Below are 26251 nucleotides of genomic sequence, written 5' to 3'. Positions count from 1 at the left end.
TATGACAACCTTCACAATACAAGACGTGACCAAAACATTTACCAATGGCGAAGTTACAGAGCAAGTACTAAACGGAATCAACCTCTCCCTGCATGAAGGAGAACTCACAGCTCTCGTGGGTGCTTCCGGTTCCGGAAAAAGCACGCTGCTTACCATCGCTGCCGGCCTTCAACGCGCTTCCGATGGTAAGGTGCAATTTGACGGGAATAACATGACCGCGATGACGCAGGAGGAGATTCGCAAGATACGCGCAAGTAAGTTTGGCTTTGTTTTTCAATCTGCTCACCTGGTACCGTTCCTTACCGTTGAAGACCAGCTTATGCTGATGCTTGACGTGGCAGAGTCCACAATGAACAAACGCGAGCAAAAGGAAGAAGTCGCCAAGGTCCTCAAATTGGTCGAAATGGATCATCGGAAACATGCTTTCCCTTCTTCTTTATCCGGTGGAGAAAAGCAACGTGTTGCTATTGCCCGCGCCATTATTCACAAGCCTAAAATCCTGTTCGCGGATGAACCGACGGCGAGTCTTGACTCGAAGCGGTCTAAAGACGTGATGACACTCATTCGTGATCTGACCAAAACACTGCACATTACAACCCTGATGGTCACCCATGATGAAGAAATGCTCTCTTATGCGGATCGCATCATTACGATGAAGGACGGATTGATCGGATAGTTTCCCCTCATATGCTCCCCTTATCGTAGACAGGTTAAATAATAAATCCTGCTGCTGTAATGGGAGCTTATTCATGCCTAAAGTACAATATAACGCGTTAGAAAAACGAGATTACGAACAGCCCCTTTTTCATTAAGAAAAGGGGCCGTTCACCTGTCCACACTAGGGTTGCAATAAGCTAGCGATCTTTAGCTGCTTTTTGCATAAGCGTATACTTCAACACCAATGTTCTCTCCGATCAAGTTCGGCATTGCGCTTGTTAACCAAGTCTCTATTTTAGTACCTTGTTTCTGATAGGATATCGTAACCTCATTTTTTTGCGGCGCGATCATCACGATGGATACCTTCGCATTAACGCCTGTTCCTTCCGTGAATTGAACTGCCAGATATTTACCGGTTAAATCATTACCTTTGTCTTCACCAATCTTAATATCACGAGTATAGCCAGCTCCACCGGCAACCTCAGTACCGATCGCAAGCGTATATCCGCTTTCCACGGTATACTTAGGGATCTCTATCTTTAACACATCACTCACAACATTGCCGTTTTTAACTACAATATAAATATCTTTGGCAGTCGCTGCCTTTAAGCCTTCTACACTAATTAACACGAGTCCTATATCACATGGAGCACCGGCCTTGCTCGTATCAATGACTGGCATTTCAACTCCGCTCTCAACGACTTGATAATAATATTGTCCTTTTCTACTCGTATTCAATGAAACGGAAGCCGTCGTCTCGCTTAAACGATTCGCTTTCCCCGCCGTTAATATTGGTTTAGGATCATTATTGTCTTGTACCTCTACAACTTGCAAAATATCGCCTGCATATCCTTCTGCTGTACCAACTGCAATAATCGTTCCTTCTTGTGCATATAAGGAAGCATCCAATGGCGCAAAAGTCAGTGGCAGCTCCTGAGGGCCGTTTAGATACTCAGCATTAACCATAGTTGCTAATTCTGGTGCTACACCAGCGAGAGTAGTAACCTTACCTGGCTTATCGATTGATTTTATGCCATCTACAGTGACATTGACGGTAACAGTTCCTTTTAGATCTACAAGCTGACCTTTCACTGTATACGTACCTGGATTTTTATAGAATGATGGGTTCACTGTATCCCAATTCACTTTGGCAACCTGAGAGTTACCATCATTAAAAGTAACCGTAACCTCTCTTGGTAAATTGGGAGCATGATCAACCGTTGTTGATACATTCTCCTCTACACCTTCTATGGAGCTGATTTCATAATCCTTATTCATATAAATGGTATAGTCTTTACTTCCTGCTAAAGTAATTTCCGACAATATCAGAGCATTCTTACCATTAACGAGTTGATCCGGTGAAATCGACGCACTGCCATCTGCAAATGGGATCTCTTCGCCATTCAGTTGCAGTTTAATGTCTGCACCGTCCAATACGATCGAAGGTTTCTTGATTGTCATAGGCTCGTCAGCATTCGTTATCGTGGCAAAATACGTATCATAATTAGGATTAAAGTCACCGTTTAATACCGCATTGCCGAGCCCAAGATCTTTCTCATACGTTACGTATTGAGGATTGGATATGATCTCAATATCGTCCAGGTATACAGTGGCATTAATTCCTCCAAAACCTACTCCGCCTGATTTATACTGACCATCATCAACGGATAGCAATTTCTGCCCATCCAATACGAAACCAATCTTCCCGTCAAAGGTTTGAATCTGCAAATTATGCCACTCATTCGCATTAAATCCATCCGGTACTCCTACTTTGCCTAAGGATGTATCTGAGCTGGCCGCATGTTTCGATATTTCAAAATATGGAGTACCGGCCGGAAATCCATTGGTTCCATTTTTATTTCTTCGATAAACGACTTGATAGGATAATGGCGCTTTACCAGGAGCTAAACCTGCATTAGATGTCATGACATAAATCGTAAAGTTATCATAGGCACCGCTTAGAACATCTGTCGTACCCCATCCTTCAAATTTCCATCTCATATTTACCAGATAATTATTCCAAGGGGCATTCAACTCATAGAAGTCATTACCGTCTCTAATCTCATCCCTTAAAACTTGATTTCTGTCATTTCCGTTCTCATATACAACACTTGTTACAGATGGATTACCACCTATTTTGGTGAATTGAGGTACAATTCCGTCTTCAAAGTCTAGCATAAGCTGATGCTTATTAACCTCTGATCCGTCATATGCTGGAGGTGCTGGAATATTTGATGGAGGAATCGGCAGCGTTGCTTCTTTTCCGCCAAATACATACAGCTCATCATAGAAGGCTTGTCCTTTGCCATCCTCAGAACCCAACGAGATATACTTAAAGCCAGCTGCAGGTAATGTTTTTACGAGTTGATTATCAATATACAGCCCAACATCCGTTCCTGAGGTATAGTCAAACTTCAACTCATGCCAACCAAATGTTCTAGGGATGTTCGTCGTTTCCTTTTGATTTCCAATTCGGATAATATCATGGCTTGCATTCGTATTATCCAAGCCCATACCAATAATGTTCTCCCCATCATCCACTCGTGCAATAGACGTAACTCGAGCCGAATTTTGTTGTCCGGAATCGTACGCTGCCAAATTATTATTCTGTCTGTCAAACATCTTCACCGTAACGGCTTTGTTCAGCATCTCAGGGAAATTCTTGTATACTTGAGTGTTATCTAACAGCTCCAAACTTTGTTTGCCGTTAATAGGTCTTTCAGACATAAATTCCGTTGAAATTTTCGGCTGGCCGTTAAGATATGACCATACAGTATCATCTAACCCATTTTCAAAATTCTCCTTGAAGTAAATATCTGCTGGTTCTGTTATCAGATCTCTGTCTGTCACGTATTGTTTAGGATAGTCTGACGTGACTCCAATCTTGTCATACTCCATCTTGGAGTCGTCAAATTCCTTGATATGATTTGCCAGTTTTCCATAGTTAACATTCGTATTATCAAACTTGATGACATCGCCATATTGAAGAATCGTATTCACTTCAATATTAAAATTCATAGGATTTGTTGCTTTTACATTACTCAACTCTAAGCCTGAGGCTCCCATATCCAAATTCATATCATTTGGCCCCAAATCAGTCATGGTAGGATTTGCCCCTGTGTTATCAATAATAACTTGGTTTAAGTAGTTAGGTTTGTAATCTTTGCCCTTATACAAATAACATGCAAAGAAAGCCCCATCATCCCCGCCATCTTGTTGATTATCATGCAAATACGCATATTCAATTTTATTATGGTGCGTGTACATATCCGTCATCATATTGAAATTTTTATCCCCATTCGGGAAAGCTCCATTCGGATTGCGGCTATATCCGGCAGTCAGAAAAAGTCCTCTTCTTGGTGAATTATAGACCTCTACATGAGAAACCGTATTATAGCTTGACTGTTGGATGGTAATACCTGAGGCCTGGCCAATCAGTTCACCAATATCATGAACAATGGTATTGGTAATTGTATTATTTCTGCTATAACCATCTCCGTTTTTATCACCGGCCACGCCAGGATAACCGCCATCAACGTTGATACCCCCATGGCCTGTATATTCAATAAGATTATCCTTTATGGTTGCATTATCATTAGCTAGATACAGTTCGATACCAAACATTCCTGAATTTTTGATATGCGTTTTTGAAATCGTTATATTTTTAGTATTTGTAAGTGTAATCACGCCATATTGGAACTCTATTCTTTCCGTTTGTTCGGCATAGGATGGTTGTGTACTTCCTTTGGCTTCCGGAGGATAAAAGCCTAAACCAGCTCCTGCATCTCCCCAGTTCCAACCATATGCATACCAATCTGTTGTATTGGTATCCTTTAGTTCTAAGCCACTGAATTCAATATTTGAAACCATATGATCTCGATCAGCACCTTCTACGCGAATCACTTCTTTGACGGTAGGAATGATAAATTCATTATTATTAATATTTCCTTCTGGATAATAGTACAAATCACCCGTCGTTTTATTGAAATAATATTCACCTGGAACATCCAGAAAGCCTAGATTTCCTTGTACAAAGTATCTTGCATCCGTACCTGTTTTATATTTAGGTCTATACATTTCCGGTTTTCCTGAAACCGTTTTGAATCCAAGCTTGCGACTTGCCGTGTCAATAGAAGAAACCGGTATCGTATCCGTCATCCAATCCCAGTATCCGCCATCCCACATATAAACCGAGGCATCTAAGTCTCCACGTGCTTGGGCGTTTACGATACCTTGAATGGACTCTTGACCAAGATCACCCGCTTTATAGAACAAGTCGCTAATTCCGCCGCCTGCACTTCTCATATAAGGCGTTAAGGCAGATGGGAAATCTTTATACTTCGTTAAATTTTGGGTGCGTGCTAATGTAGCGCGTCTATCATTAACATAAAGCGTATCAAAAATAACATCCGTATCAACATGAGTTTTGTAAACTTTCCCCTCTGCAGCAGCTGGCAAATCAGCGTCTGCGCCGGTTCTTTCAACTAATTTCCATTGTGTGTTAACAACCTTACCGCCGATCATTTCAGCACTCGCCGGGTCATCTAAATTTCGATAGATGATATGATAGCCATTCGTACCAGAGTCGCTTTCATCGAAAGTAATGGTTTTATCCAGATAATATTTGCCTTCTGCAATAAAAACGTAAATATCACCTGTCATATTCATGTTAATCGCTCGAACTGCATCCCTTGCAGCTTGCACAGTTGCAAATGGCTTACCATATGAACCATCGTTTTTATCATTTCCATTTGGTGAAACAAAGAACTCAGCTTGTATTCTTTTCAGAGAATCCCCCTTGCCTTCCGCTGCTTGAACACGAACAGTAGGAACAAACACGGAAGTACATAACACACAACATGCAATCATGAAGCTAAAGATTTTTCTCTTACCCATAACCATAGATATACCTACCTCTTCTCATTATTTTTGCCATGTTTTCGCTGTTCTAAGGGATTACCTATTATAGATCCTATACAATAGGACGGCCGCCTCAGCTCTTGTTGTCTTGCCATTGGGGTTGATTTTACTGCCGTCTCCCGTAATCATCCCCTCTTTAATTAATGATGCTGCGCTATCTAGTGCATAATTTGCGATCTTGTCAGTGTCACTAAATTTCTGAAGATCCTCTTTGCTTCCTTCTAAACATGGTTTACCCGCGATTTGAAGCGCTTTCAAAACCATCACCATCATGTCTTGTCTGCTAATTTGCGCACTAGGTGCAAATGTATGGTTTCCTAAACCAGATGTGATGCCAAGTGCCTTCGCTATAGCGACTTCGTTATAGTAATGAGCATTTTCTGCGATGTCATCAAAGTTTCCATGGATATCCGCTTTGAGGTCCAGTGTATTTATTAGCAGCTTCAAGAAGTCTGCTCTCGTAATGTTCTTTTGAGGAGAAAAATTTGTTTCACTGGTTCCCCTTATGATGCCTTTTGAAGCTAGTACAGATATTTGTTTTTCCGCCCATTTAAGTTTTGAGATATCTTCAAAGGTTTTCTTTACGAAACCTATTGCATATGTTTCGTTAGCCTCGCCATTTACAGTAACTTTTCCGGTCTCCTTGTTATATTTTCCATTTGAAACGATGATGAAGTTACCAGCCTTATCTACTTTATACACGACGATATGTTCATAATCTGCTAGTTCATTTCCTACAGGCTTATAGTCAATAGTAATCGTAATATCAGCATTCACAGGCTTGTCTTCCTGTAAGATCGATACATGAATGCCTGCTCTGTTACCTATACCAAGTGGGCTAATAACGACATTTACTGTACTATTTATATCTTTGGCTAAGGATTTAATCATGTCATTGGTTAATACAATATCCCCAAAGCCAGTGCTTACTGTGACATCAATCTTTTCAGTTTTTGCTGCTAATTTCCCTACAGGGATCGTTATCGTATTTTGCTTCGCAGTACCTGTAGTTCCTATTTTTACAGTGACTTGCTTTGCTCCATGCTCATCAGTTGGAGCACTTTTAATGGCTGAATCTACGTGGGTATCTTGAATCTCAACACTTACATTTCCGTCCTTGTCAGGCTTTACATCATCATAAGATATGCAACCATCTTTAATGGTAGGCTCTGGGCTCGGAGCTGGAATCGGCGTTGGTTTTGGTGCTGGATCTGGTTTTGCAGGTACTGGATCTACTCTTCCAGTCAAACTAGCTGAAGAAACCAAACTACCATCCATTCTATTCACATAAACAATATGTTCTTCTAGCTTTTCCAAAGCACCTGTCGTAATCGAACCCGAAATGATACCTTTAGCATTTGCTTGAACTTGTCCCATCGCTTTAAGGTTCTCATTTGCTTTATCAACGACTCTGACCATATAATCCTTATTTGCTTCATATCCCGTACCATCGATAACAACAACACCATTCATATACGTTGCGATTAAATTAGAAGAAGCTGCTAGACTATGTATAGGAGATATTCCTATGCATAGCATTACTGCAAGTATTACGGAGATCCGTTTGTACATTACTAATCCTCCCGATGTCTTGATTAAATCCAAAATAATTTTAAGCGCTTTCATTTTGTTTTAATCGTATTTCAACATTTCATCATTCCACCTTCTTTGCTGTAGTTAAATTACTTGCATTGTAGCCCTGCTGATCTCAAATCAGCAATCTCAAAAACTGTAGCATTTGATGTTTTTTGCTGTTTCTTCAATTTTTAAATTTTGTGTTGTAACTCATATTTTTAATACATTCTCTAATTTCTAACTAACAAAAAAACAGCCCGTTTCCATAAGGAAAAAGGGCTGTTTTTTAGGTTACATAGCTGTTAGTCACCATCAATTTCTTGTCCAAGCTGCAGCTTGTACTCACTGAGAGACACGCCAAAATGCTTTTTAAATCGCGTGTAAAAATAATTGTTTTTTTCAAGACCGACCTTTTCAATAATGGTCGACAAAGACAGTTTGGTGTTGCGCATATATTCATCCAGCTTTTGCATGCGCAAATCAATAATGTATTGTGCAATCGACTGCCCGTATGCTGTTTTGAACAAATGGCCGATATAGTTCGGTGACAGGCGTAATTTTTCGGCAATGGAACTGAGGCATAGCTCAGCGTTGGGATATTCCTGTTCTACAAGATCGGTAATGCGCTGCATCAGAAGGTCGTTACTGCTGGATGAGCTCTTGAGCATTGTTACCTTATTACAGAGCTTTTGTAAAAACGCATTCATCAAAACATCAATATCTGTACCTACTTCTGCGTTTTGTATATCCTTCAGAAACTCCTGCAGAGTTAGATCCTGATTGTCCTTTATGGCAGGCATCTTACTGAGCACGCCAGAATAGATTCTGTAAATCAAATGTACAATGCAGAATAAAATCTCATTGTACGTATATTGATACAGCAGTTTACTAATAGACTGATAGATCCTACTAGCTTCTTCACCGTCACCCTCCAGCACTTTTTCGATTAACTGCTCCTCTTTTTTAACTGAGACTTGGAATTCATCCGTATTCATTTCATCCATTAAATAAGGTGTAATAATGCAGCCATGGCCATATCGCATTTTCAAAAGAATCGAGCCCTTCATATTGTTATACATGCTAGGCAAATGTTCTAACCCCTGGAACATCGTGCTATACGCCATAGACAGAGAAATGTGGAGATACTCTAGCGTATTGCTTTGTATCTCGCGTAACAAACGTTCGACTTTATCCTGAAGAACTTTATATTGCGATATGGTGTCACAATCCATAAGCATCACAAATTTATCGGAATCACAGCTGAAAATTTCGCAATTTCCGTAACTCTCAGCAATCTCCGTTGCGACATTCACAATCGCATAGCGCAAAGCCCAACGTTCCTTCTGACTATTTCGGGACATAAACTGACTGTAATTGTCGATTTTGAACAGGCACATACACAGCTGATTGGAGACGATATAATCCAGATGCAAGTCATGCAATTTTCCCCGCACTGTTCCCATGGAGTACGTTGTGCTTTCGCTTAACAGCGCATTTAGAAAATCTTGCTTGGCAGCATAGCCTGTTTCACGCATGATTTTATCGAGCTGCACATGTTGCTCCTTCATGGATTCAAATACAGATAGAATCACTTGAAATTCTTCCGTTTCAGACACGAGCGAATCGCTTTTTTCGGTCGCTTCCCCATTTATAATTTTCGTCATTGCTTGAATAGGATTGTTCAGCCTGCGTGCCAAAAACAGACAAATGACCGCACAAAAAATGAATACGGCTACGACTATACCTGCCGATACGATCGATGCAGTAATGACATCTTTATAAATTTTTTTGAAGGGCGTAACGCCCATGATGTACCAGTTGTTTGCATTACTCTTGCTGCTCGAAACAAGGTAACTGATCCCGTCTATTTTCTGTACCTGATTGCTGGTGCCGTCCAGTTCCTGAGCTTTCTGGCTTAATGCTCGCATTTCACTTATGTCATGACCGAACTCCGGTGAGAGTGCCATACTTAAAATAGAGCCGCTCGCGTCAACCACTAAAAAAGACGTTTCCGGTACAGGATCACTACTATTAATGGCTTGGATGGAATCCGTAAGCGCTTTCGTTCGAATGTTGACAACAACGGCATTTTTCAAACCAGATGCTGTGGCGCCAGGTTCAAATAATATATACGAGCATACCTTTGCCGATTGCGTTGCTTCATCTACAGATGCCGCAAAGGGGCGACCACGATAATCGGCTACGAAATGTTTGTCGGTTAGTAACTTTGCCATCGTCTGATCTGAAAATGCGGATGCTGATCGACGTTCACCGCTCCGAGAGGAGTAAAACAAATTGAGCCCCGCATTGTACAGATACACACTGTCGATATCTTTCAGTGTCAGAAAGTGCTTATCAATGACCTTGCTTGCTAAAAGCGCTACGCGCTCATCACTTTCCTTCATATTTAAAAAGTCGATGATATCTTTGTCGCTGTACAGAGCATTGCCTAATTTCTTTGCGGTCTCGTCAAGATAGGTAATGCTATAATTCGACTGCGCAATCAGTTTGTCGTTATAGCGGCTAATTAATGCATTCGTCGTGCGCAAATAAGTAAACGTCAAAAAAGTCGTAAGTAAGACGGTAATGATGACCGTGATAATCAAAAAAGAAAAAAAAGATTTGCGTAGAAAGCTTGTACTGCGGTTTTTGGTCTTATATAAGAGCTTCATTGCGGCCTCCTATTCATACGACTTCCAGGTATTATGCCAATTTATATTATAGTGTTAAATAAATTGTGCCTCAACGATTTATAACACTTTGTAGAAATCGTTAGTTTTTAGAGATGCCTTGTGTTAAAAAACAAAACGATCACCATATTTGTTTGTTGAGCCTGAAAATCCCCCTTACTACAATGATGGCAGACATATAAATGCTGCAAAGAAAAGGGGTGAAATAAATGAATGCGATTACGAATTCGTCTCGCAAGAGTAAATCCTACAGAACATTGCGCAGCGCGCGCCGTCAGGTTCCTTTCTATTTCATGATGGCACCGGGATTAATCTTCATTACGATCTTGTTCTACATCCCGATGGCCGGCGTGATCATTGCCTTCAAAGATTACAGTGCACGCGACGGGATTTTCGGAAGTCCGTGGATGGATCCGCTGTTCAAAAACTTTGAGTTTTTCTTTAAATCCGACGCAGCAAGAACCGTTACTTTCAATACGCTTTTTTACAATCTACTGGAAGCTATTACGGTTACACTTTGCGCGTTGGCACTGGCTATTCTATTAAGCGAAGTAAAAAACAAAGTGGTTTCTGCTACCTATAAGGGCTCCATTTTGCTGCCAACCTTTCTCTCATGGATTGTGATCCAGTACATTCTCTTCAGCATGCTCAGTGTTGACCGTGGCATTGTCAACAACGTGATTACCGGAAACGGAGGAGAAGCCGTTTACTGGTACAGTGAGCCGTCTTACTGGCGCTTCATCTTGCCGATTGCCTACCTATGGAAGAATGTCGGTTACTATTCGGTACTGTATGTAGCAGCGATTGCCGGGATTAATCCCGATTATTATGAAGCTGCGCAACTGGACGGTGCTTCAAATTGGCAGCGCATTAAGCACATCACATTGCCGCTCTTGAAACCGACGATCATTGTTCTATCATTGCTCTGGGTTGGTAAATTGTTCAATGGCGGTCTAGGCGACTGGAACGGATTCTACACGCTTCCGAATGATTCGGGTGCTCTGTACCCGGCAACAGACGTGATCGACACACTGGTATTCCGCTCGCTGAAGAAGGTCAATGACTACGGCATGGCGTCTGCCGTTGGTTTATATCAATCTGTAGTTGGTTTCTTCCTAGTATTGATCTCGAATTACATCATAAAAAAGAAAGATCCCGACAGCGCACTATTCTAATTGAGCAGAAACGGATGAATCTTTCAAAAGGACTTAAATGCCGTTTCGATATAATTTGAACTAAAGTTTAACCATTCGCCTTCTTGATTCATGTTGTTAATCAAAGAGATAGGTGGTACCTATTCTTTAGTTCAATTGATGTACTTGGGAGGGAAATCCATGCTTCTAAGAAAGCTACATTTTTCAACATTAGCGATTCATCTCATTTTCATTGCACTCAGCCTGGCCTGTATTGCTCCGCTGCTTTTGGTTGTATCCATATCATTTACTGGCGAGCACTCGCTCATGCTAGACGGATATCACTTCTGGCCCCAAAAGTTCAGCACAGCAGCTTACAAGTATGTATTCAGCGGAGCAAGCTCTATTCTAAATGCATATGGAGTTACGATTTTTGTAACTGCTGTGGGTACACTTTTGCATTTGCTGATTACTTCCATGCTGTCGTATTCGTTGACACGTCCCGAAGTCACTCACCGCAAAGCACTCACCTTCTTCGTGTATCTTCCGGTTCTGTTCAACGGCGGCCTTGTTCCGCAGTACATTTTGCTGACGCGCATCCTGCATCTGAAGGATACCATCTGGGTGCTGATTATCGTCTATCTGGTGTCGACGGTTAACGTGCTGATTATGAAAAACTTCTTCCGCACGATTCCGGATTCATTAATTGAGTCAGCGCGCATCGATGGATCGGGCGAAATCCGTACTTTTTTCCGGATTGCACTACCGCTTTCCAAACCGTCGCTTGCGACCATCGGTTTGTTTGTAGCCATTGCATACTGGAATGACTGGATGACCGCATCACTCTATATCGAATCGCCAAAACTGCGTCCCCTCCAATATCTGCTCCAATCTTTAATGAACAATATTGGATACTTGCAGTCGAACGCGCAAGCTTCGCAGTCGATGGAATCAGCTATTGGCATGCTTCCTAGTGAAGGCGCGCGCATGGCAACCTGCGTACTTGCCATCGGTCCGATTATTTTGCTGTATCCGCTGCTGCAGAAGTATTTTGAAAAAGGTTTGACAATTGGCGCTGTAAAAGAGTAATTTTACCGGGAAACCAGCCGGAAAATTAAATACATTTCAGGGGGAACGACAATGAAAAAATATTCTGCGATTCTGTTGTCCGTAACAATGCTGTTTACCATGCTGCTGGCCGGCTGCGGAGAGAAAGATGCAAGCTCTACCGGCGATTCTCCCGGCAAGGAAGAAATGACCCAGCTCAACTTCTACATGATGAACAGCCCTGTCAATGATTTTGACCGCGTCATGAAGAAAGCCAATGAAATTATTGGCAAAGAAATGAATGCTAAGCTGAATCTAATTCTTGTAGACAGCAGTACTTATGCCGAGAAAATGAACCTGATGATCAATTCTGGCGACGATTGGGATCTCTCCTTCACTGCAAACTGGGGTGGCATCAACTTTTTTGAAAACGCCGCCAAAGGAGCTTATGCCGACTTGACGGACCTCATCCCTAAATATGCACCGCAAACGTATTCCCGTATCCCCGTAGGACTGTGGGATGGCGTTAAAGTAAATGGCAAGATCTATGCACTCCCGAACTATCAACAGTGGGGCACTGCCAAACGAGAGGGCTTTAAGTTCCGTTCTGATCTTGCAGAGGAAACCGGTTTTGACTGGAAAGCCTTGAAAGGCAAGCCTACCATTGAGGTACTTGAGAAGATCGGACCTTTCCTTGGCGATGCTCTAGCAAAACACAAAGAAATGATCGGGTTTGAAACCAGCTCAGTTGAAAGCCTCTATGCCAGCAATCCGCTGTTATGGAACATGGAAGCCGTAGGCGATACGAGCATCCCTGGCTGGATTAACCTTGACAATCCGGACAAAGTCATCAACCAGTTTGAGACGGAAGATTTTGCGAAGTACACTGAAATTATGCGTGACTGGTACAACAAAGGTTATGTGCGCAAGGATGGCGCAACGGTAAAAGATACTTCTACTGATCGTAAAGCAGCCAAATTTGTCGCTGAGAGAACTGGCAGCTGGCCTGACAGCATCGACTTTCCAGGCAACCCTGATGCCAGCAATATGTCTATGACTAAAGGCGCAGATAATGCTCCAGCAGTGACCGTGTCCACGACTCGCACGATGATTCCTGCGGGCGCCGCTTCTACTGCAGCTATTGCTATCAATGCCGATTCCAAACATATTGATAAAGCTCTGCAATTAGTTGAACTGCTCAATACTAACGATGATCTGTACAAACTGATTACGCTTGGCGAAGAAGGCGTTGACTACAAATACGACGAAAATGGCAAATTCACTATGATTGAAGGCAAATACAATTTCAACTTTAACGAATGGCAAATCGGTCAATCTTACAGCCCTGATTTCAACCGTGCTGCTTATGACAAGAACAAAGATGGTGATATTCAAAAAAAGACCCAAACAATGGTCTTTGATGCTGACAAAACAGCAGAGATTTCACCCGTTACGGGCTTCGTATTCGACCCGACTCCTATAAAAACTCAGGTTGCAAACTGCGCTGCAGTTGCCTCCGAGATGATTCCTGCACTTAGTTCCGGTTCAATAGATCCTGCTAAAGCATTGCCTGAATTCCTCAAGCGCCTGAAAACTGCCGGCGTGGACGACATCATCAAAGAAAAACAGGCTCAATATGACGCCTGGAAAGCAAAAAAATAATCTCACGCTCCTATATGAAATCCGGTGTATTTCTTTATATCGTACACCGGATTTCTATATTAATAAGCCCAAAAGAGAGGAACTCAACATGCGCTATTCTCTTGTATGTAAATCTTTCACTGGCAGTGATGTGTTAGACGTTGAGAACATTTGTGTGAATTTGGAGAACAACCAGTATATTTTTTCGCAGTTCCCATGTCATGCATGGATCACAACGCAGCAACTTCCGCATGGACTACGATTGGATATTACCTTGACTTTCAATGAAGACACGACCTATCCGATGAATTTTTCATTTTCTATGGAAGCGGAGCAATGGGATAAAAGCCACTATGTGCTGATGCCCGGTGCGGTTTATAACGGCAATCGTTTTGTAAGCTTACCTCTAACGTACCCGCCTTATTATCAACCTGCGGAAATTTGCACTTTTTCGGATGCCGAAGTCATTACCAGCATTCCTCATCTGGATATGGAGAAGAAAAAATCACAAATTTCCTTACTTGCTGGGGACATGGCATCCCCTTTATGCGGGTTCTATGATTTTAACGGCCAATCCGGTTCTGTTCTTTTGGGAGAGCACCGATGCGGCGATTATTATACAGGCTTTACCGTTGATGAAAATCAAAACGATGGCAAAGCTTCTTTTGTGCTTTCTGTTCCGGGAGTACGCGAAACTAACGCATATTTCTTTGGGGATCAACAGGACGGGAAAGGTTTTCGTCCGGATGCCTCTGCTCCTTCGCACGATACCGGCGCTTTTTTTAAACAAGGTGACACTCTTACTCTGACTGCCTGTGTTTTTCATTGGAATCCAATATCTTTACCGGACTTTTTTAAGCTGGTAAACGGCGCAAAAACAACGTTGGAAAACCCGGCGAATTTTAATAATGTACCGTTTTATAAGGCGTATACAAGCATCAAAGAAAAGTACCGTAGAGAAAACTTTACGGAAGAAGGATATTACTCTGTAGGAACCGACTGGAACATACCCCAGCAGTGTTGGCAGGCGGGCTGGATTGGCGGGGGTATCAACAGTTATCCGTTTTTGCTGGAAGATACATCCGAGGCACGGCAGCGCGCACTTTCTACACTCCGCTTTGTTTTTTCACGCTTGCAGCATCCCAGCGGATGGGTGTTTGGCATGTATGGAAACGGAAAATTTGTTGGTGACGGCGGCGACAGTAACCCTGACACCATTTTGCTCGTCCGAAAAAATGCCGATTTGCTTTATTTTGTGCTGAAACAACTATTTTGGCTTTCGGATCACGACCATTCCACGACCTTATTTGAGCAGCCTGTAAAAGCCCTTTGTGATGCATTTGTACGATTGTTCCAACAATACGGGCAGCTCGGACAGTTTATTGATATGGCTACAGAAGAAATTGTGATAGGTAATTCAGCCGGAGCCTGTATGGCTGTAGGTGCACTGGCACTCGCAAGCGAATATTTTCAGTGTACGGAATATCTCGATGTTGCAGAGCGGCTCGGTGAGTACTATTACAACAACTATGTAAAAAAAGGCATGCTGAACGGCTGTCCAGGGGAGATCTGTCAAGCGCCGGACAGCGAGGCGGCGTTCGCTATGCTGGAAAGCTATGTGCAGCTGTATGAAACGACCCAAAGGAGCATTTGGCTTTCTTATGCAGAAGAAACCTGCGAGATTGCCATGACGTGGGTCATGAGCTATGACTTTGTGTTTCCTGCGCACAGTACAGCAGCGAAGCGTGGCGTTCACAGCAGCGGTACGGTATTTGCCAACGCACAGAACAAGCACTCTGCGCCGGGCATTTGCACGCTTTCAGGCAACAGTCTTCTCAAACTGTATCGCTTTACAGGCGATGCAAAATATCTAAGGGATCTACATGCTATTGCACACAGTTTACCGCAGTATGTATCTCTGGCAGAAAATCCGGAACTTACCCTCGAGAAGAAATATTTGCCTGCCGGCTATATGAACGAGCGCGTGCAAACAAGCGACTGGGAAGGCAAGGAAACCGTTGGGGAATTCCTCTATGGTTCCAACTGGCCGGAAGTTTCCATGCTGCTTACCTTTGTGGAAGTTCCCGGCGTCTATGTGGATTTCGAAAGCCGCACATTGCAGGTATTTGACCATGTGGAATGCTTGGTTACCCAGTGGAATGCAGACTCTGTCTTGCTGGAAATGTATAATCCTACAGCATACAACACAACGGTCACGCTGCTTGCGGACGAACGTACCAACACAAAGCATGTGACCCACAATTACTTTGAAAGTATGAAAACGGTCCTCCTTTCAGCTGGAGAACGTGTACAAATTGAACTCAGAAAATAGCAGGAGGATTTACATATGTTAAATATTGGTATTATCGGATATGGCGTACGGATCGACATGCTGATGGATGATTTGTTCGCGCTGCCTTATGAAGTCTCGATCAAGGCCGTAGCGGATACCAACCCCGAGCGTGTGCAAGCTCTGATGAAAAAAGATGTTTCCAAAGAAACGATGCACAACATGGAAATCGATAAAATCGACGGACTGATGCGCAGCTGCGAGATGAATCCAGATTCTATTCATTTTTATACGGATGCAGACGAAATGCTGGACAAAGAGAAGCTGGACGGCGTGATCGTTGGCACGAACTGCAACACGCATACTTATTTCGCTCAAAAGGTGCTGAATCGCAACCTGCCGCTGTTTTTGGAAAAACCGGTGGCTACTTCGATGGAGGATTTGAGAACGCTTGCCGAGTGCGAAGCGAAAGCAACAGCTCCTACAGTTGTTTCTTTTCCGCTGCGTGTCACGCCGCTGGTCCTGGAAGTAAAACGCATTCTGGATGCCGGCACGATTGGCAAGGTAGAGCATGTACAGGCATTTAACGATGTAACCTATGGCTTTGTATATTTCCACGACTGGTACCGGGATGAATCCGTTTCACACGGACTTTTCCTGCAAAAGGCCACACACGATATCGATGTTCTCAACTATCTGCTCAGTGAAGAACCTGTAAAAGTTTGCGCCATGAAGTCCAAACAGATTTACAAAGGCGATATGCCCGCCGGCCTGCGCTGCAGCGAATGCGACAAATGGGAAACCTGCATGGACAGCACGTACAATATCATCCATTTGCGCAATGACACTCCGCGCAGCGATTATTGCGGTTTTGCGGTAGATACCGGAAATGAAGACTCCGGCAGCATGATTGTGAAATACGCGAGCGGTATGCACGTCATGTATTCGCAGAACCTCTTTGCGCGCAAAGGTGCTGGACGACGTGGTGCAAGGCTGTACGGCTACAAAGGCACCGTGGAATTCGATTTCGTCACGAATGAAATCAAAATATTTGACCATATGAGTGATAAAGTAACCGTCGTGCGTCTTGATGATCAAGGTTCGCGTCATGGTGGCGGTGATATTGTACTCATGCGCAATTTTGTGCATCTGATGCAAGGCAGAACTACCGAATCTGTAGCGCCGCTGAAAGATGGCATCCGCAGTGCTCTTGTATGTCTGCAAGCCAAAGAGTCTTCCGAAAGTGATCAATTTTATCCTGTTACTTTATAAATGACACGATAATGGATAGATATGATGAGTTCCTTATAATCCTGATGACAAAAAAAGCTGAGTGAAAAAACAGGAGGGATTCCTGCTTTTCACTCAGCTCATAAGGAATTTTTTGGTTATTGAGAAGACTTTATTTATTTTTCTCAACCAACCCTTACCAACCAAGCCACCGATTCCACATGCACCGTATGCGGGAACATATCCACTGGCGTCACTTCCACCGTCCGGTACCCGCCATCCTCCAGCACCCGCAAATCCCGTGCCAGCGTAGAAGGATTACAGCTCACATATACAACCCTCTCTGGCTTCATCTCTAAAATCGTCTCCAGTAGCTTCGGATCGCAGCCCTTACGCGGCGGATCGACAACGATGACATCGGCTTCTATGCCCTGCTCTTTCCAGGCAGGAATCACATCCTCAGATGCCCCAACTTCAAACGTAACATTATTCATCCCGTTCAGTTCCGCGTTACGCCGGGCATCTTCGATCGCTTCCGGTACGATTTCGACGCCGTACACCTTGCCTGCATGCTGCGCCAGGAACAGCGAGATCGTACCAATACCGCAGTAGGCATCGATAACGTTCTCTTTCCCGGTCAATTGTGCATATTCAACCGTCTTCCCATACAGTACCTCGGTCTGCGCCGGGTTCACTTGATAGAAGGAACGCGCCGAAATAGCGAATTTCACATCGCCGATATAATCGTAAATGACCTCGCTTCCCCACAGGACACGCGTCGTATCGCCGAAGATTACGTTGGTCTGCTTGGTGTTCACGTTCTGGCAAATGCTGACCACAGACGGCAGCTGCGCCTGAATCTCTTGAACCCACTCATCCGCATGCGGAATCTTATCCCCATTGGTGACAAGCACGATCATCATCTCGCCGGTACGGAAGGCAACCTTTACGACGACATGGCGCAACAGGCCTTTGCCGCTCTCCTCGTCGTAGGCGGAAATGCCGAGCCTCCTGCCGATGGCCTTCACGCGGGCCACGACTTCGTCGTTGCTTTCGTGCTGGATCAGGCAGGCTTCCATGTCGATGATGCGGTGGCTGCCGCGGGCGTAGAAGCCGCCTACGAGGCCGCCTTCGGTTACACCCATCGGTACCTGCGCCTTGTTGCGGTAGCGCCATGGCTCGGCCATGCCCGCTGTGGCATGGACCTGAATACCATGCTCGGCGCTGCCCGCTCCGACTGTGGATGCTTGCGAACCAGCGCTTGCACCTTCCGCCTCATCGGCTGCTTGCGGTCCGCGCACTACCGGCTCGCCTGCCACCTGCAGCTTCCCGATCCGCGTTAGGTTGTCCACGACAAGCTGACGCTTCCAGGCGAGCTGCGCGGCATAGTCCATATGCTGCAGCTGGCAGCCGCCGCACTGATCGTAGATCGGGCAGGGCGCCGCGATGCGGTCGGGGCTAGCTTCGACCAGCTCCAGCAGCTTGGCGTAGCCGTACTGCTTCTTGGTCTTCAGCACCTTCACGCGCACCTTTTCGCCAGGAAGGGCGCCCGCCACGAACAGGGTGTAGCCCTCGGCACGCCCGACACCTTCCCCATCATGATTCATCCCGATAATTTCGATCACAGCCTCGTCGTTCTTCGCCACCGGCAATCCGGTGATCGGCGCAGGCGTGCTGCGGCGGCCGGCGTTCCGGCGGCTTTGTCGCTTGTTCATGCTGCTCATGTCACTTCTTTCCTCATAAAATTTCTGATTTATTTAAAGTTTATAAGTTCTCATATCCGTGTCCAAAAATAACGTCGTCTTTCGAAGAAATACGTCGCTCTAAGCCGCTAACGTAGTTTCTTATCGAAACACGTCATCCATACCTTAAAACAACCTCTCAAAATACCATCCAACCCTTTTCACGCTAGGGCCATCCCTGCATCCATCCTATTATACCAGACATCGCCCCAACGCAAAAAAAAGATAAGATGTCCCGCTTCCACCCTTGATTCCGATGAACAGCGCCTGGACATCTTAACCTGCCGTGTACTGCTGGTATGTACCGGTGAACGGCCGCATAGGCCGTCGTTCAACCGCAACTTCTGTCTTACTATCTTACGCGTTGTTTTACATCTTTATAAGCACTGTCCAAAGGTGCTAATTCTCTCAAAACCACATCAGCACGAATCCAAAGCCGAACATATATATCCTACTGACTGACCATAGATCCCCCTCGGTGTACAGTACCGAAAAAAAGTCATACGGCTAATCTATTAGGTGGCTGGTCTAACCGACTCCCCCAGCCTTTCTGTCACCTACGCAAAAATCCTCAAATGCTGATGCAGCACCGAAAACTGGCCAGGCAGCGTTCCGCCCAGCTCGCCGTCGAGGTTCAGCAGCACCTTGCCTGGGGAAGTGACTTCCATCGCAGGCGTGCGGAAGTACACGACCTTCTTGTCGTTCAGATGCTCGCCGCGAAGCGCGAGGGTGACGACCCGCACGAATTCTGCCAGGTTGCATTTCTTAAGGGCTATCACATCGAGGAGGCCGTCGTCGATCCGTGCGCCTGGAGCTAATTTTTCGAAGCCGCCGACCGAGTTCGTGTTCGTGATCAGGAAGAGCATGAACTCGTCATGGATCGTCTCTTGTCCCTCTGCGTTGATGATCAGCTCCTGCGGTGACAGGCTGACCATTTTCTCCACGCCTTTGATGTAATAGGCCAATTGGCCGATCATGGTCTTGAGGCGGCTTGGCACATCATAGGTGAGCTCGGTTAAGGTTCCCCCGCCCGCAATGTTGATGAAATACCGGTCATTCGCCTTCCCTACATCGATCGGACGGGTTTGCTGCCGGATCACCAGGTCGCAGTAATCCTCCCAGCTTCTCGGAATGCCGAGTCCGCGGGCAAAATCATTGGTGGTCCCCAGCGGGAACACGCCGAGCGGAGGCACGTTCTCCTTGCCGGCCATCCCGTTCACGACTTCATATAGGGTACCATCGCCGCCGGCGGCGATGATCATATCGTATCCGCGTTCCACCGCATCCGCGGCGGACGCGGTTGCATCGCCTTCGCCTGTTGTCGCATGACAGGAGGCCTCGATGCCGCCTTGGTCGAGCCTCTGGAGAATGTCCGGCAGACGCCGTCTCATTTCCTCTCGGCCTGAGCTGGGATTATAAATCAATCTTGCTCTTTTCATTTACCAAACGCCACCTATTTATAGGATTTGCACATGTGACATCCATTGAACCTTTGGGTCTGTCATTAACCCATTCTTAGCCCATAGAATGACTCTAAGCTTGTTTGCATCTCACTCTCATTCTATGTCATTTCAAAACGCTATATTCTGCAAGCAAGTCAGCAAAGAGCCATCAAGGGCATTTACACCTAATCCGGTTGCCCTGAATCATGAGAACCCGTTACTTCAAAATATAGCTCATAACTTCCTGCTTAACCAGTCTTGTATTTGTTCATCGATCCATACGGTCAAGAGCGGATGCGGCAGCAGTGACTTTCCGGAATACCGGTAAGTTAATCCTTCGAGACGCTTCGGAATCACTTCGCGGATAAAATATCCCTCACTCAAAAAAAGCGGAGCCGCAATCACCTGCATTCCGCGTTCGTTCTGCCAATATTCAACCTTCGCACGCACCGTGTCCGGCCGCAGCAGCGCATAGTCTGCCTCAGCCAGTCCGCCAAGCTCACGCACCTGCTCGGCGAGCTTCGCGAGTCCCTGCTCCCAGCGCTCGCGGAAGCTGTCATAGCTGCTGCCATGCCCAATTAGGATCAGCGCTTCCTTCTCCGGAGTCCGCGATACCGTCTTCGCCTTGTCCCAGATCATCTCGGCCACATAGGAGCCATGCTCGATGGGGGAGCCGTATGTGATATTCGCATGGACGCGAAATGGCGCCAAGTCGCTCTCGAATGAAGGAGCATCAATGACGCCTAGCGCATATGCGATTTCATTCACATGCGTACTCCCCGAGGAGACGAACAGCGGAATAACCAGAATGTCCGTGACGCCCTGGCTCTCCAGCAGGTCGAGGCCATCCTGAATCAGCCGTCCTTCCACAATTTCCAAGAACGAAGCCGCCACAGGGAGGTTTCCCCGCAGCGGCAGCTGTTGAATGGCGTTATCGACCAGATCGACCCAAGCTTGTTCCCTTGAGCCGTGACTGATGACTAGCACGCCCCGTTTGCGCATCTTATCGTCCAAGACGGTCTAAAGTCATTTTATACCCATCGTTACCATAATTCAAACAACGCTTCACACGGGAAATGGTCGCCGTGCTCGCTCCCGTCTCGGCTTCAATCTGATTGTACGTATTGCCTTTGCCAAGCATACGCGCAACCTCCAGACGCTGGGACAGGGACTGAATTTCATTGACGGTACACAGATCGTCGAAAAAGACGTAGCATTCTTCAATGCTTTTGAGCGTTAAAATCGCTTCGAATAATTGGTCTATACTTTTATCATTAAGTTTCTTCAGTTGCACTGAATCATCATCCCCTACTATTACTATGTAATTTCATTGTACCCGAGCGAGTATGGACTTTTCAAGCATTAACGAATTCACGCACTACAGAGTCACAAGATAACAATGCCATAAGAGCCCCTGTCATCGCCTCTGAGGAGTGCCCTTATTCTCGCATTTTAGCTAAAATTAGGCATTTTAGAAGCATGCCAATAGCAGCTCTTAGCACGTGACAACCCAGAGCCGAAGCGGTTTGCTCTCTTGTTCCTCTGGTCTGATAGCGCCCGCAATCGAATGCCGTCAAATCCAGGAATCATCTTCTCCTCGTGAAAACGCTTTAATTATACCTCAGTGCGACAGCAATGTATAGATTTGGAACCGTAATTTTACAATACACCGCATTTCCCTGCGACCCCATGGACAATAAACTAAAATATTCAGCAAGAACGTTTGTAAGGATGCCAAATAAACTCTGATAAAAGCATATCATTTCTATGGCCGGCTTGAGTTAAAAACCTCCGAACGGAGCCTGCACAGCTGAACTCATGGGGGAAGGGGACAAGCAGGAAATGTAAGTACACTCGGAACCCGCTTATTGACGCACGCTGGACACGCTATCTTTCCCCTTCAAAAGAACCCCGTCGCCCCTGGGTCCATATCCTGTATGGAATGCCTTTTCTTCTGGCCAGCGCCGAAGCACTCCTACCGCTCCTGCACCTTCTGGGTATCCGCCCGATTCCGCTCCTATCCCTGTCCTCCGGGCATTCGTCTATACCTTATGTTCGCCTACCACATACAGTATAATAAAACATTCCAAAAAGGAAAGTGATATCCATGCCTGAGCATTACTATCACCGCAAGCCCCAGAACGATCAGCGCTCGCTGAACGGCGGCGGCCCTTTCTCCCCTTACCCATCCTATTCACCCTATCCGGGTATCCCTTATAGCGACTTCGCCGGCCCCGGCACGGGTCTTGTTCCGTTCCAGGGCGCCGAAGCTTTCACAGGAGCTGAAGCTCTGGCGGGGGCAGAAGTGGCAACCGGAGCAGCCGAGCTAGTAACCGCAGCAACCGCGCCTGCAGCCGCAGCAGCCAAAACCGGCTTCTCCCTCGCCAACATCGGCGAGCTGAAGGGCATTATCGACCGGCTCGGCGGCATTGACGGACTCGTCAATAATATCGGGAAGGTGCAGAAGGTCATGACCGGCGTGCAGCAGGTCGCTCCGATGTTCAAGCTGTTCTTCGGCAAAGGCAAGACCAATAGTGCCGATGACGACGATAATTACCGTCCGCGCCGGAGAAGAAGAAGGTCTAACCGCAAGAAATCCTCCAACCGCAAACGCAAAAACACCGCTTCCCGTTCCGTTAAAAAGAAAAAATCGACCGGCAAAAAGCGGCGCTAACCCAAGACACATATGAACCGTTTCTGCTCTTGAAGGCCGCACTTGGATAACGGGGTCAGGGGGATGGCTCTATCCCCATGTTGTCTGTTTATGCTGCGGCCCTGAACGATCAGCAATAGATACGTATCCGCTTTTCCATGCAGGGGGCCATCATGCCCCCTATTTCTATGCTGTCACATTTCACGCCACAAGCTCTTACTTAAACCATCCCCGCTTCAGGAACCACATCACCATGCCACCGCCCAGCACGAACATGAGCAGAAGCACTGCCGGGTATCCGTATGTCCAGCCCAGTTCCGGCATATTGGCGAAGTTCATCCCGTAGATGCCCGCAATGAGCGTCAGCGGCATGAACACGGTCGTGATGACCGTCAGGGTCTTCATGATCGCGTTCATCCGGTTCGAGTTCAGCGAAATATAGCTGTCCCGCAGATCCGCCGTCATTTCGCGGTCCGCTTCGATCATGTCCGTCAGCTTCAGCAGGTGGTCATAAATATCGCCGAAGTACACTTTATGCTCGGTATTGCTCTGGACATGCTGGGAGTTGACGATCCGGTACATGAGGTCGCGCATCGGTACCACCGTTCGTCTGAGCTTCAGCAAGCGCCCCCGCAGGTCGAACACCTGGTTCATGAGGTCCTCGACCGATTCCGAACTGCCGCGGTTCTCCAGCTCCGCCAGCTCGTCCTCAATGCCGAAGACGCTTGGGAAATACTTGTCCACGAGCTTGTCCATCACGTTGTAGGCGCAGGATACCGGGCCGCGGGACCAAATCTTGCGGTCATGGGCATGCTGGATAATCTCGGTCCAAGCCTCGTCCACTTCCTGCAGCTCCTTGCTGTGGAAAGACACGATCAGGTTCTGCCCTAGAAACAGGTCTACTTCCTCCACATGGAGCGTATCCGGGTCCAGCGCATGCAGCACGAAAAACTGCAGTTCGTCATAATAGTCCAGCTTCGGACGCTGGAGCACATGCAGACAGTCCTCCACCGCGAGCGGATGAAAATGAAAATATGTAGTCAGAAGCGCCGATTCCTTCGGCGTTGGGGCGTTGAAATCCACCCACATCCAGGCGTAATCATCCGGCTGGAGCTGCTCCAGCGGGATTCCGGTCACCACCTCATGCGAACGGGTTATGGCCATTGTGCGTATCATCGGTATTCGTTGGACTCCTTTCACATCAGGGTCTTACTGCAATTCTAAGGCCGAAGCTGCATGCTGAAGTTTCCTGCCTGTCAGTCATTCGCTTTCCAATGGAAGCATTATAACTCTCCACAGGCACAGATTGGTAATCTCCATTGTACAGCATCGTCCGCTTAATCACGACATCCCCGCTTTCGGGCATACAAAAAAGCCAACCTCATCGATTGGCCCCCACTCTAATCCTATTGTTTTGTCTAAAATAATATTTTAAAAATAATACCTGCCAGTATGGCGGAAATCGGGATGGTAATAAACCATGTGATGACGATCCGTCCAGCCAGTGACCATTTCACTTCGGAGAAGCGCTTCGCGCTGCCTACACCGAGAATGGCGGAGGTTACCGCATGGGTTGTACTGACGGGCAGATGCAGCAGAGTCGCACCGAAGATGACGGAAGCGGAGGTAAAGTCAGCCGCGAAGCCGTGAATCGGTTCGATTTTGAAAATTTTCGTTCCCATCGTCTTGATAATCTTCCAGCCGCCAATGGAGGTACCGAGCGCCATCGAGGTCGCTGCCGCGATTTTAACCCACAGCGGTACTTCGAGACTCTCCAGATGCCCGGAAGTGACGAGGGCAAAGGTGATAATCCCCATCGCCTTTTGCGCGTCGTTCGTGCCATGCGTAAAAGACTGCGCCGCAGCGGTCAGGATCTGCATGGTACGGAAGCCCTTGTTGACGGTATGCGGACTCTTCTTCGCAAATATCCACTTGAGTATCGTCATGATGATATAACCGATGACAAATGCAATCAGCGGAGACAGCAAAAGTCCTTCCACGATTTCAATGAATCCGCTCCACTTGAGGTGATCCGAACCGGCTCCGACGAATACCGCACCGGCCAAAGCGCCGATCAGCGCATGCGAGGAGGAGGATGGAATGCCCAGCCACCAGGTCGCCAGATTCCAGATAATCGCGGCCAGCAGCGTGGCCGTAACCACTTCCAGACCATTATCAAGCGTCGTCGGATCCGTGACGCTACCGCCGATTTTCTTCGCAACGCCCGTAAAGAGAATAGCTCCAAGGAAGTTCATGGCCGCCGCCAGGATAATCGCCGTACGCGGCTTGAGCGCGCGCGTCGATACCGAGGTTGCTATCGCGTTGGCCGTGTCATGGAACCCGTTAATGAAGTCAAACGCCAGCGCCAGGAAGATGACAATACCTATAACGAATATTGATGATGTATCCATGTTTTAGTTGGCCCCTTACGAGTTGCTCATAATGATCGATTCCAGCATGTTGGCCACGTCTTCACACGCGTCTGTGGTTGTTTCCAGTCGTTCGTAAATCTCTTTGCGCTTGATCAGCTCGATCGGGTCCGTTACTTTGGCGAAGAGCTCTTTGATGCAGATGCGAAGCAGCTCGTCCCCTTGATTCTCCAGATCATTCAAACGGATGGTATATTCACGGATCGCCAGAAGCTTCTTCTGGGATAGCAGATGAATAGCCTTTTGAATTTCGTAAGCCGATTGACGCAAAATTTCTGCGAACTGCACGATGTACTCGTCGGGGTCCGGCAGATGATACATATCGAAGCGGGAAGCACAAGCCTCAAGCCCGTCCATTACGTCATCCAAAGTGGTCGTCAAATCCATGATATCATCGCGTTCGATCGGCGTTATAAACGTTTTGTTGAGTTCCGTAATAATGGTGTGTGTAAATTCGTCACACTGCGACTCAAACTTCTTCATTTCATTGGCAAAAAGAAGTACATCCTGGAGATTGGCTACATGCTGTGCGAAATAATCGGCAGCTTGTACAATCGTATCGGCCATATTCTCCAATGTTTGGAAAAATATGTCCTTTTTCTTCAATTTCATACGATAACCCCTTTACTTAAAATTGCCGTGAACGCGCGAAAACAGCAAAATGACAACCCCAACTATTTTATCAATCCGCGGCGTATTTTGTAAAGGCGACCGCATCTCTATTTTAACGGAATGTAAAGGCGCGAACAGGATTTCATACGATAAATTACCCAGTCTTGGGTAAAAATATCCAAGGACTGGA

Annotated in this window: 17 protein-coding genes; 7 read left to right on the top strand and 10 right to left on the bottom strand. The window is 46.2% G+C overall.

The genetic code is table 11. The annotated features are described in order from the left end of the window. Position 1 precedes the first annotated feature (1 nt). Positions 2-676, top strand: a complete 675-nt coding sequence (locus tag GRF59_RS26260) for an ABC transporter ATP-binding protein (protein ID WP_160500691.1) — start codon at positions 2-4, stop codon at positions 674-676. Positions 677-864: 188 nt separating this feature from the next. On the opposite strand, the gene GRF59_RS26255 is transcribed toward GRF59_RS26260, so the two are convergent. The 3 genes from GRF59_RS26255 to GRF59_RS26245 all read right to left on the bottom strand — a co-directional run bounded on the left by GRF59_RS26255 (position 865) and on the right by GRF59_RS26245 (position 9824). Then, entirely contained in the window at positions 865-5553 is a 4689-nt protein-coding gene (locus tag GRF59_RS26255) for an Ig-like domain-containing protein (RefSeq protein ID WP_160500690.1), read from the bottom strand. Positions 5554-5613: 60 nt separating this feature from the next. Beyond that, positions 5614-7203: an S-layer homology domain-containing protein gene (locus GRF59_RS26250; RefSeq protein ID WP_160500689.1), complete on the bottom strand. Its 1590-nt coding sequence runs from the start codon at positions 7201-7203 to the stop codon at positions 5614-5616. Positions 7204-7454: 251 nt separating this feature from the next. Then, a complete protein-coding gene (locus GRF59_RS26245) occupies positions 7455-9824 on the bottom strand; it encodes an AraC family transcriptional regulator (RefSeq protein WP_160500688.1) in 2370 nt (789 codons plus the stop codon). Between the two features lie 227 nt (positions 9825-10051). Between GRF59_RS26245 and GRF59_RS26240 the strand changes: the two genes are divergently transcribed. From GRF59_RS26240 to GRF59_RS26220, 5 genes are all read left to right on the top strand, one after another. Next, on the top strand, positions 10052-11017 hold the full coding sequence (locus GRF59_RS26240) for an ABC transporter permease (protein WP_160500687.1): 966 nt from the start codon (positions 10052-10054) through the stop codon (positions 11015-11017). A gap of 159 nt (positions 11018-11176) precedes the next feature. Further along, positions 11177-12064: a carbohydrate ABC transporter permease gene (locus tag GRF59_RS26235; RefSeq protein WP_160500686.1), complete on the top strand. Its 888-nt coding sequence runs from the start codon at positions 11177-11179 to the stop codon at positions 12062-12064. A gap of 51 nt (positions 12065-12115) precedes the next feature. Further along, positions 12116-13684 (top strand): ABC transporter substrate-binding protein, encoded by a 1569-nt coding sequence (locus GRF59_RS26230; RefSeq protein ID WP_160500685.1) that lies wholly within the window; start codon positions 12116-12118, stop codon positions 13682-13684. Next, a complete protein-coding gene (locus GRF59_RS26225; protein ID WP_160500684.1) occupies positions 13659-15995 on the top strand; it encodes a hypothetical protein in 2337 nt (778 codons plus the stop codon). The genes GRF59_RS26230 and GRF59_RS26225 overlap by 26 nt, the downstream gene beginning before the upstream one ends. A 15-nt stretch (positions 15996-16010) precedes the next feature. Then, complete coding sequence (locus GRF59_RS26220) at positions 16011-17225, top strand: Gfo/Idh/MocA family protein (RefSeq protein ID WP_160500683.1); 1215 nt, start codon at positions 16011-16013, stop codon at positions 17223-17225. 143 nt (positions 17226-17368) lie between these two features. On the opposite strand, the gene rlmD is transcribed toward GRF59_RS26220, so the two are convergent. The 4 genes from rlmD to GRF59_RS26200 all read right to left on the bottom strand — a co-directional run bounded on the left by rlmD (position 17369) and on the right by GRF59_RS26200 (position 21661). Beyond that, positions 17369-18898 carry a 23S rRNA (uracil(1939)-C(5))-methyltransferase RlmD gene (rlmD, locus tag GRF59_RS26215; RefSeq protein ID WP_160500682.1) on the bottom strand — a complete coding sequence of 510 codons (1530 nt, stop codon included), beginning with the start codon at positions 18896-18898 and terminating at the stop codon, positions 17369-17371. 584 nt (positions 18899-19482) lie between these two features. Beyond that, the gene (locus GRF59_RS26210; protein ID WP_160500681.1) at positions 19483-20364 is read right to left on the bottom strand and encodes a diacylglycerol kinase; all 882 of its coding nucleotides are present in this window, start codon (positions 20362-20364) and stop codon (positions 19483-19485) included. Positions 20365-20601: 237 nt separating this feature from the next. Beyond that, positions 20602-21369, bottom strand: a complete 768-nt coding sequence (locus GRF59_RS26205; RefSeq protein WP_160500868.1) for a sirohydrochlorin chelatase — start codon at positions 21367-21369, stop codon at positions 20602-20604. A gap of 1 nt (position 21370) precedes the next feature. Continuing rightward, positions 21371-21661: a YerC/YecD family TrpR-related protein gene (locus GRF59_RS26200; protein ID WP_160500680.1), complete on the bottom strand. Its 291-nt coding sequence runs from the start codon at positions 21659-21661 to the stop codon at positions 21371-21373. Positions 21662-22474: 813 nt separating this feature from the next. Between GRF59_RS26200 and GRF59_RS26195 the strand changes: the two genes are divergently transcribed. Further along, on the top strand, positions 22475-23041 hold the full coding sequence (locus tag GRF59_RS26195) for a hypothetical protein (protein ID WP_160500679.1): 567 nt from the start codon (positions 22475-22477) through the stop codon (positions 23039-23041). Positions 23042-23236: 195 nt separating this feature from the next. On the opposite strand, the gene corA is transcribed toward GRF59_RS26195, so the two are convergent. The 3 genes from corA to GRF59_RS26180 form a co-directional block, all read right to left on the bottom strand. Further along, the gene (corA, locus tag GRF59_RS26190; RefSeq protein ID WP_160500678.1) at positions 23237-24196 is read right to left on the bottom strand and encodes a magnesium/cobalt transporter CorA; all 960 of its coding nucleotides are present in this window, start codon (positions 24194-24196) and stop codon (positions 23237-23239) included. A 242-nt stretch (positions 24197-24438) separates the two neighbouring features. Beyond that, complete coding sequence (locus tag GRF59_RS26185) at positions 24439-25431, bottom strand: inorganic phosphate transporter (protein ID WP_160500677.1); 993 nt, start codon at positions 25429-25431, stop codon at positions 24439-24441. Positions 25432-25446: 15 nt separating this feature from the next. After that, positions 25447-26061, bottom strand: a complete 615-nt coding sequence (locus tag GRF59_RS26180; RefSeq protein WP_160500676.1) for a DUF47 domain-containing protein — start codon at positions 26059-26061, stop codon at positions 25447-25449. Positions 26062-26251 lie beyond the last annotated feature (190 nt).

It is taken from the genome of Paenibacillus dendrobii, from assembly GCF_009807035.1.
Taxonomy (GTDB): Bacteria; Bacillota; Bacilli; order Paenibacillales; family Paenibacillaceae; genus Paenibacillus_AQ; species Paenibacillus_AQ dendrobii.
This window is presented reverse-complemented; position numbering and strand designations above follow the sequence as displayed.

What these genes read in the sequence shown, in the direction of transcription:
- GRF59_RS26260 (WP_160500691.1), top strand. Translation starts at nt 2, where the DNA reads ATGACAACCTTCACAATACAAGACGTGACCAAAACATTTACCAATGGC.
- GRF59_RS26255 (WP_160500690.1), bottom strand. Translation starts at nt 5,553, where the DNA reads ATGGGTAAGAGAAAAATCTTTAGCTTCATGATTGCATGTTGTGTGTTA.
- GRF59_RS26250 (WP_160500689.1), bottom strand. Translation starts at nt 7,203, where the DNA reads ATGAAAGCGCTTAAAATTATTTTGGATTTAATCAAGACATCGGGAGGA.
- GRF59_RS26245 (WP_160500688.1), bottom strand. Translation starts at nt 9,824, where the DNA reads ATGAAGCTCTTATATAAGACCAAAAACCGCAGTACAAGCTTTCTACGC.
- GRF59_RS26240 (WP_160500687.1), top strand. Translation starts at nt 10,052, where the DNA reads ATGAATGCGATTACGAATTCGTCTCGCAAGAGTAAATCCTACAGAACA.
- GRF59_RS26235 (WP_160500686.1), top strand. Translation starts at nt 11,177, where the DNA reads ATGCTTCTAAGAAAGCTACATTTTTCAACATTAGCGATTCATCTCATT.
- GRF59_RS26230 (WP_160500685.1), top strand. Translation starts at nt 12,116, where the DNA reads ATGAAAAAATATTCTGCGATTCTGTTGTCCGTAACAATGCTGTTTACC.
- GRF59_RS26225 (WP_160500684.1), top strand. Translation starts at nt 13,659, where the DNA reads ATGACGCCTGGAAAGCAAAAAAATAATCTCACGCTCCTATATGAAATC.
- GRF59_RS26220 (WP_160500683.1), top strand. Translation starts at nt 16,011, where the DNA reads ATGTTAAATATTGGTATTATCGGATATGGCGTACGGATCGACATGCTG.
- rlmD (WP_160500682.1), bottom strand. Translation starts at nt 18,898, where the DNA reads ATGAACAAGCGACAAAGCCGCCGGAACGCCGGCCGCCGCAGCACGCCT.
- GRF59_RS26210 (WP_160500681.1), bottom strand. Translation starts at nt 20,364, where the DNA reads ATGAAAAGAGCAAGATTGATTTATAATCCCAGCTCAGGCCGAGAGGAA.
- GRF59_RS26205 (WP_160500868.1), bottom strand. Translation starts at nt 21,369, where the DNA reads ATGCGCAAACGGGGCGTGCTAGTCATCAGTCACGGCTCAAGGGAACAA.
- GRF59_RS26195 (WP_160500679.1), top strand. Translation starts at nt 22,475, where the DNA reads ATGCCTGAGCATTACTATCACCGCAAGCCCCAGAACGATCAGCGCTCG.
- corA (WP_160500678.1), bottom strand. Translation starts at nt 24,196, where the DNA reads ATGATACGCACAATGGCCATAACCCGTTCGCATGAGGTGGTGACCGGA.
- GRF59_RS26185 (WP_160500677.1), bottom strand. Translation starts at nt 25,431, where the DNA reads ATGGATACATCATCAATATTCGTTATAGGTATTGTCATCTTCCTGGCG.
- GRF59_RS26180 (WP_160500676.1), bottom strand. Translation starts at nt 26,061, where the DNA reads ATGAAATTGAAGAAAAAGGACATATTTTTCCAAACATTGGAGAATATG.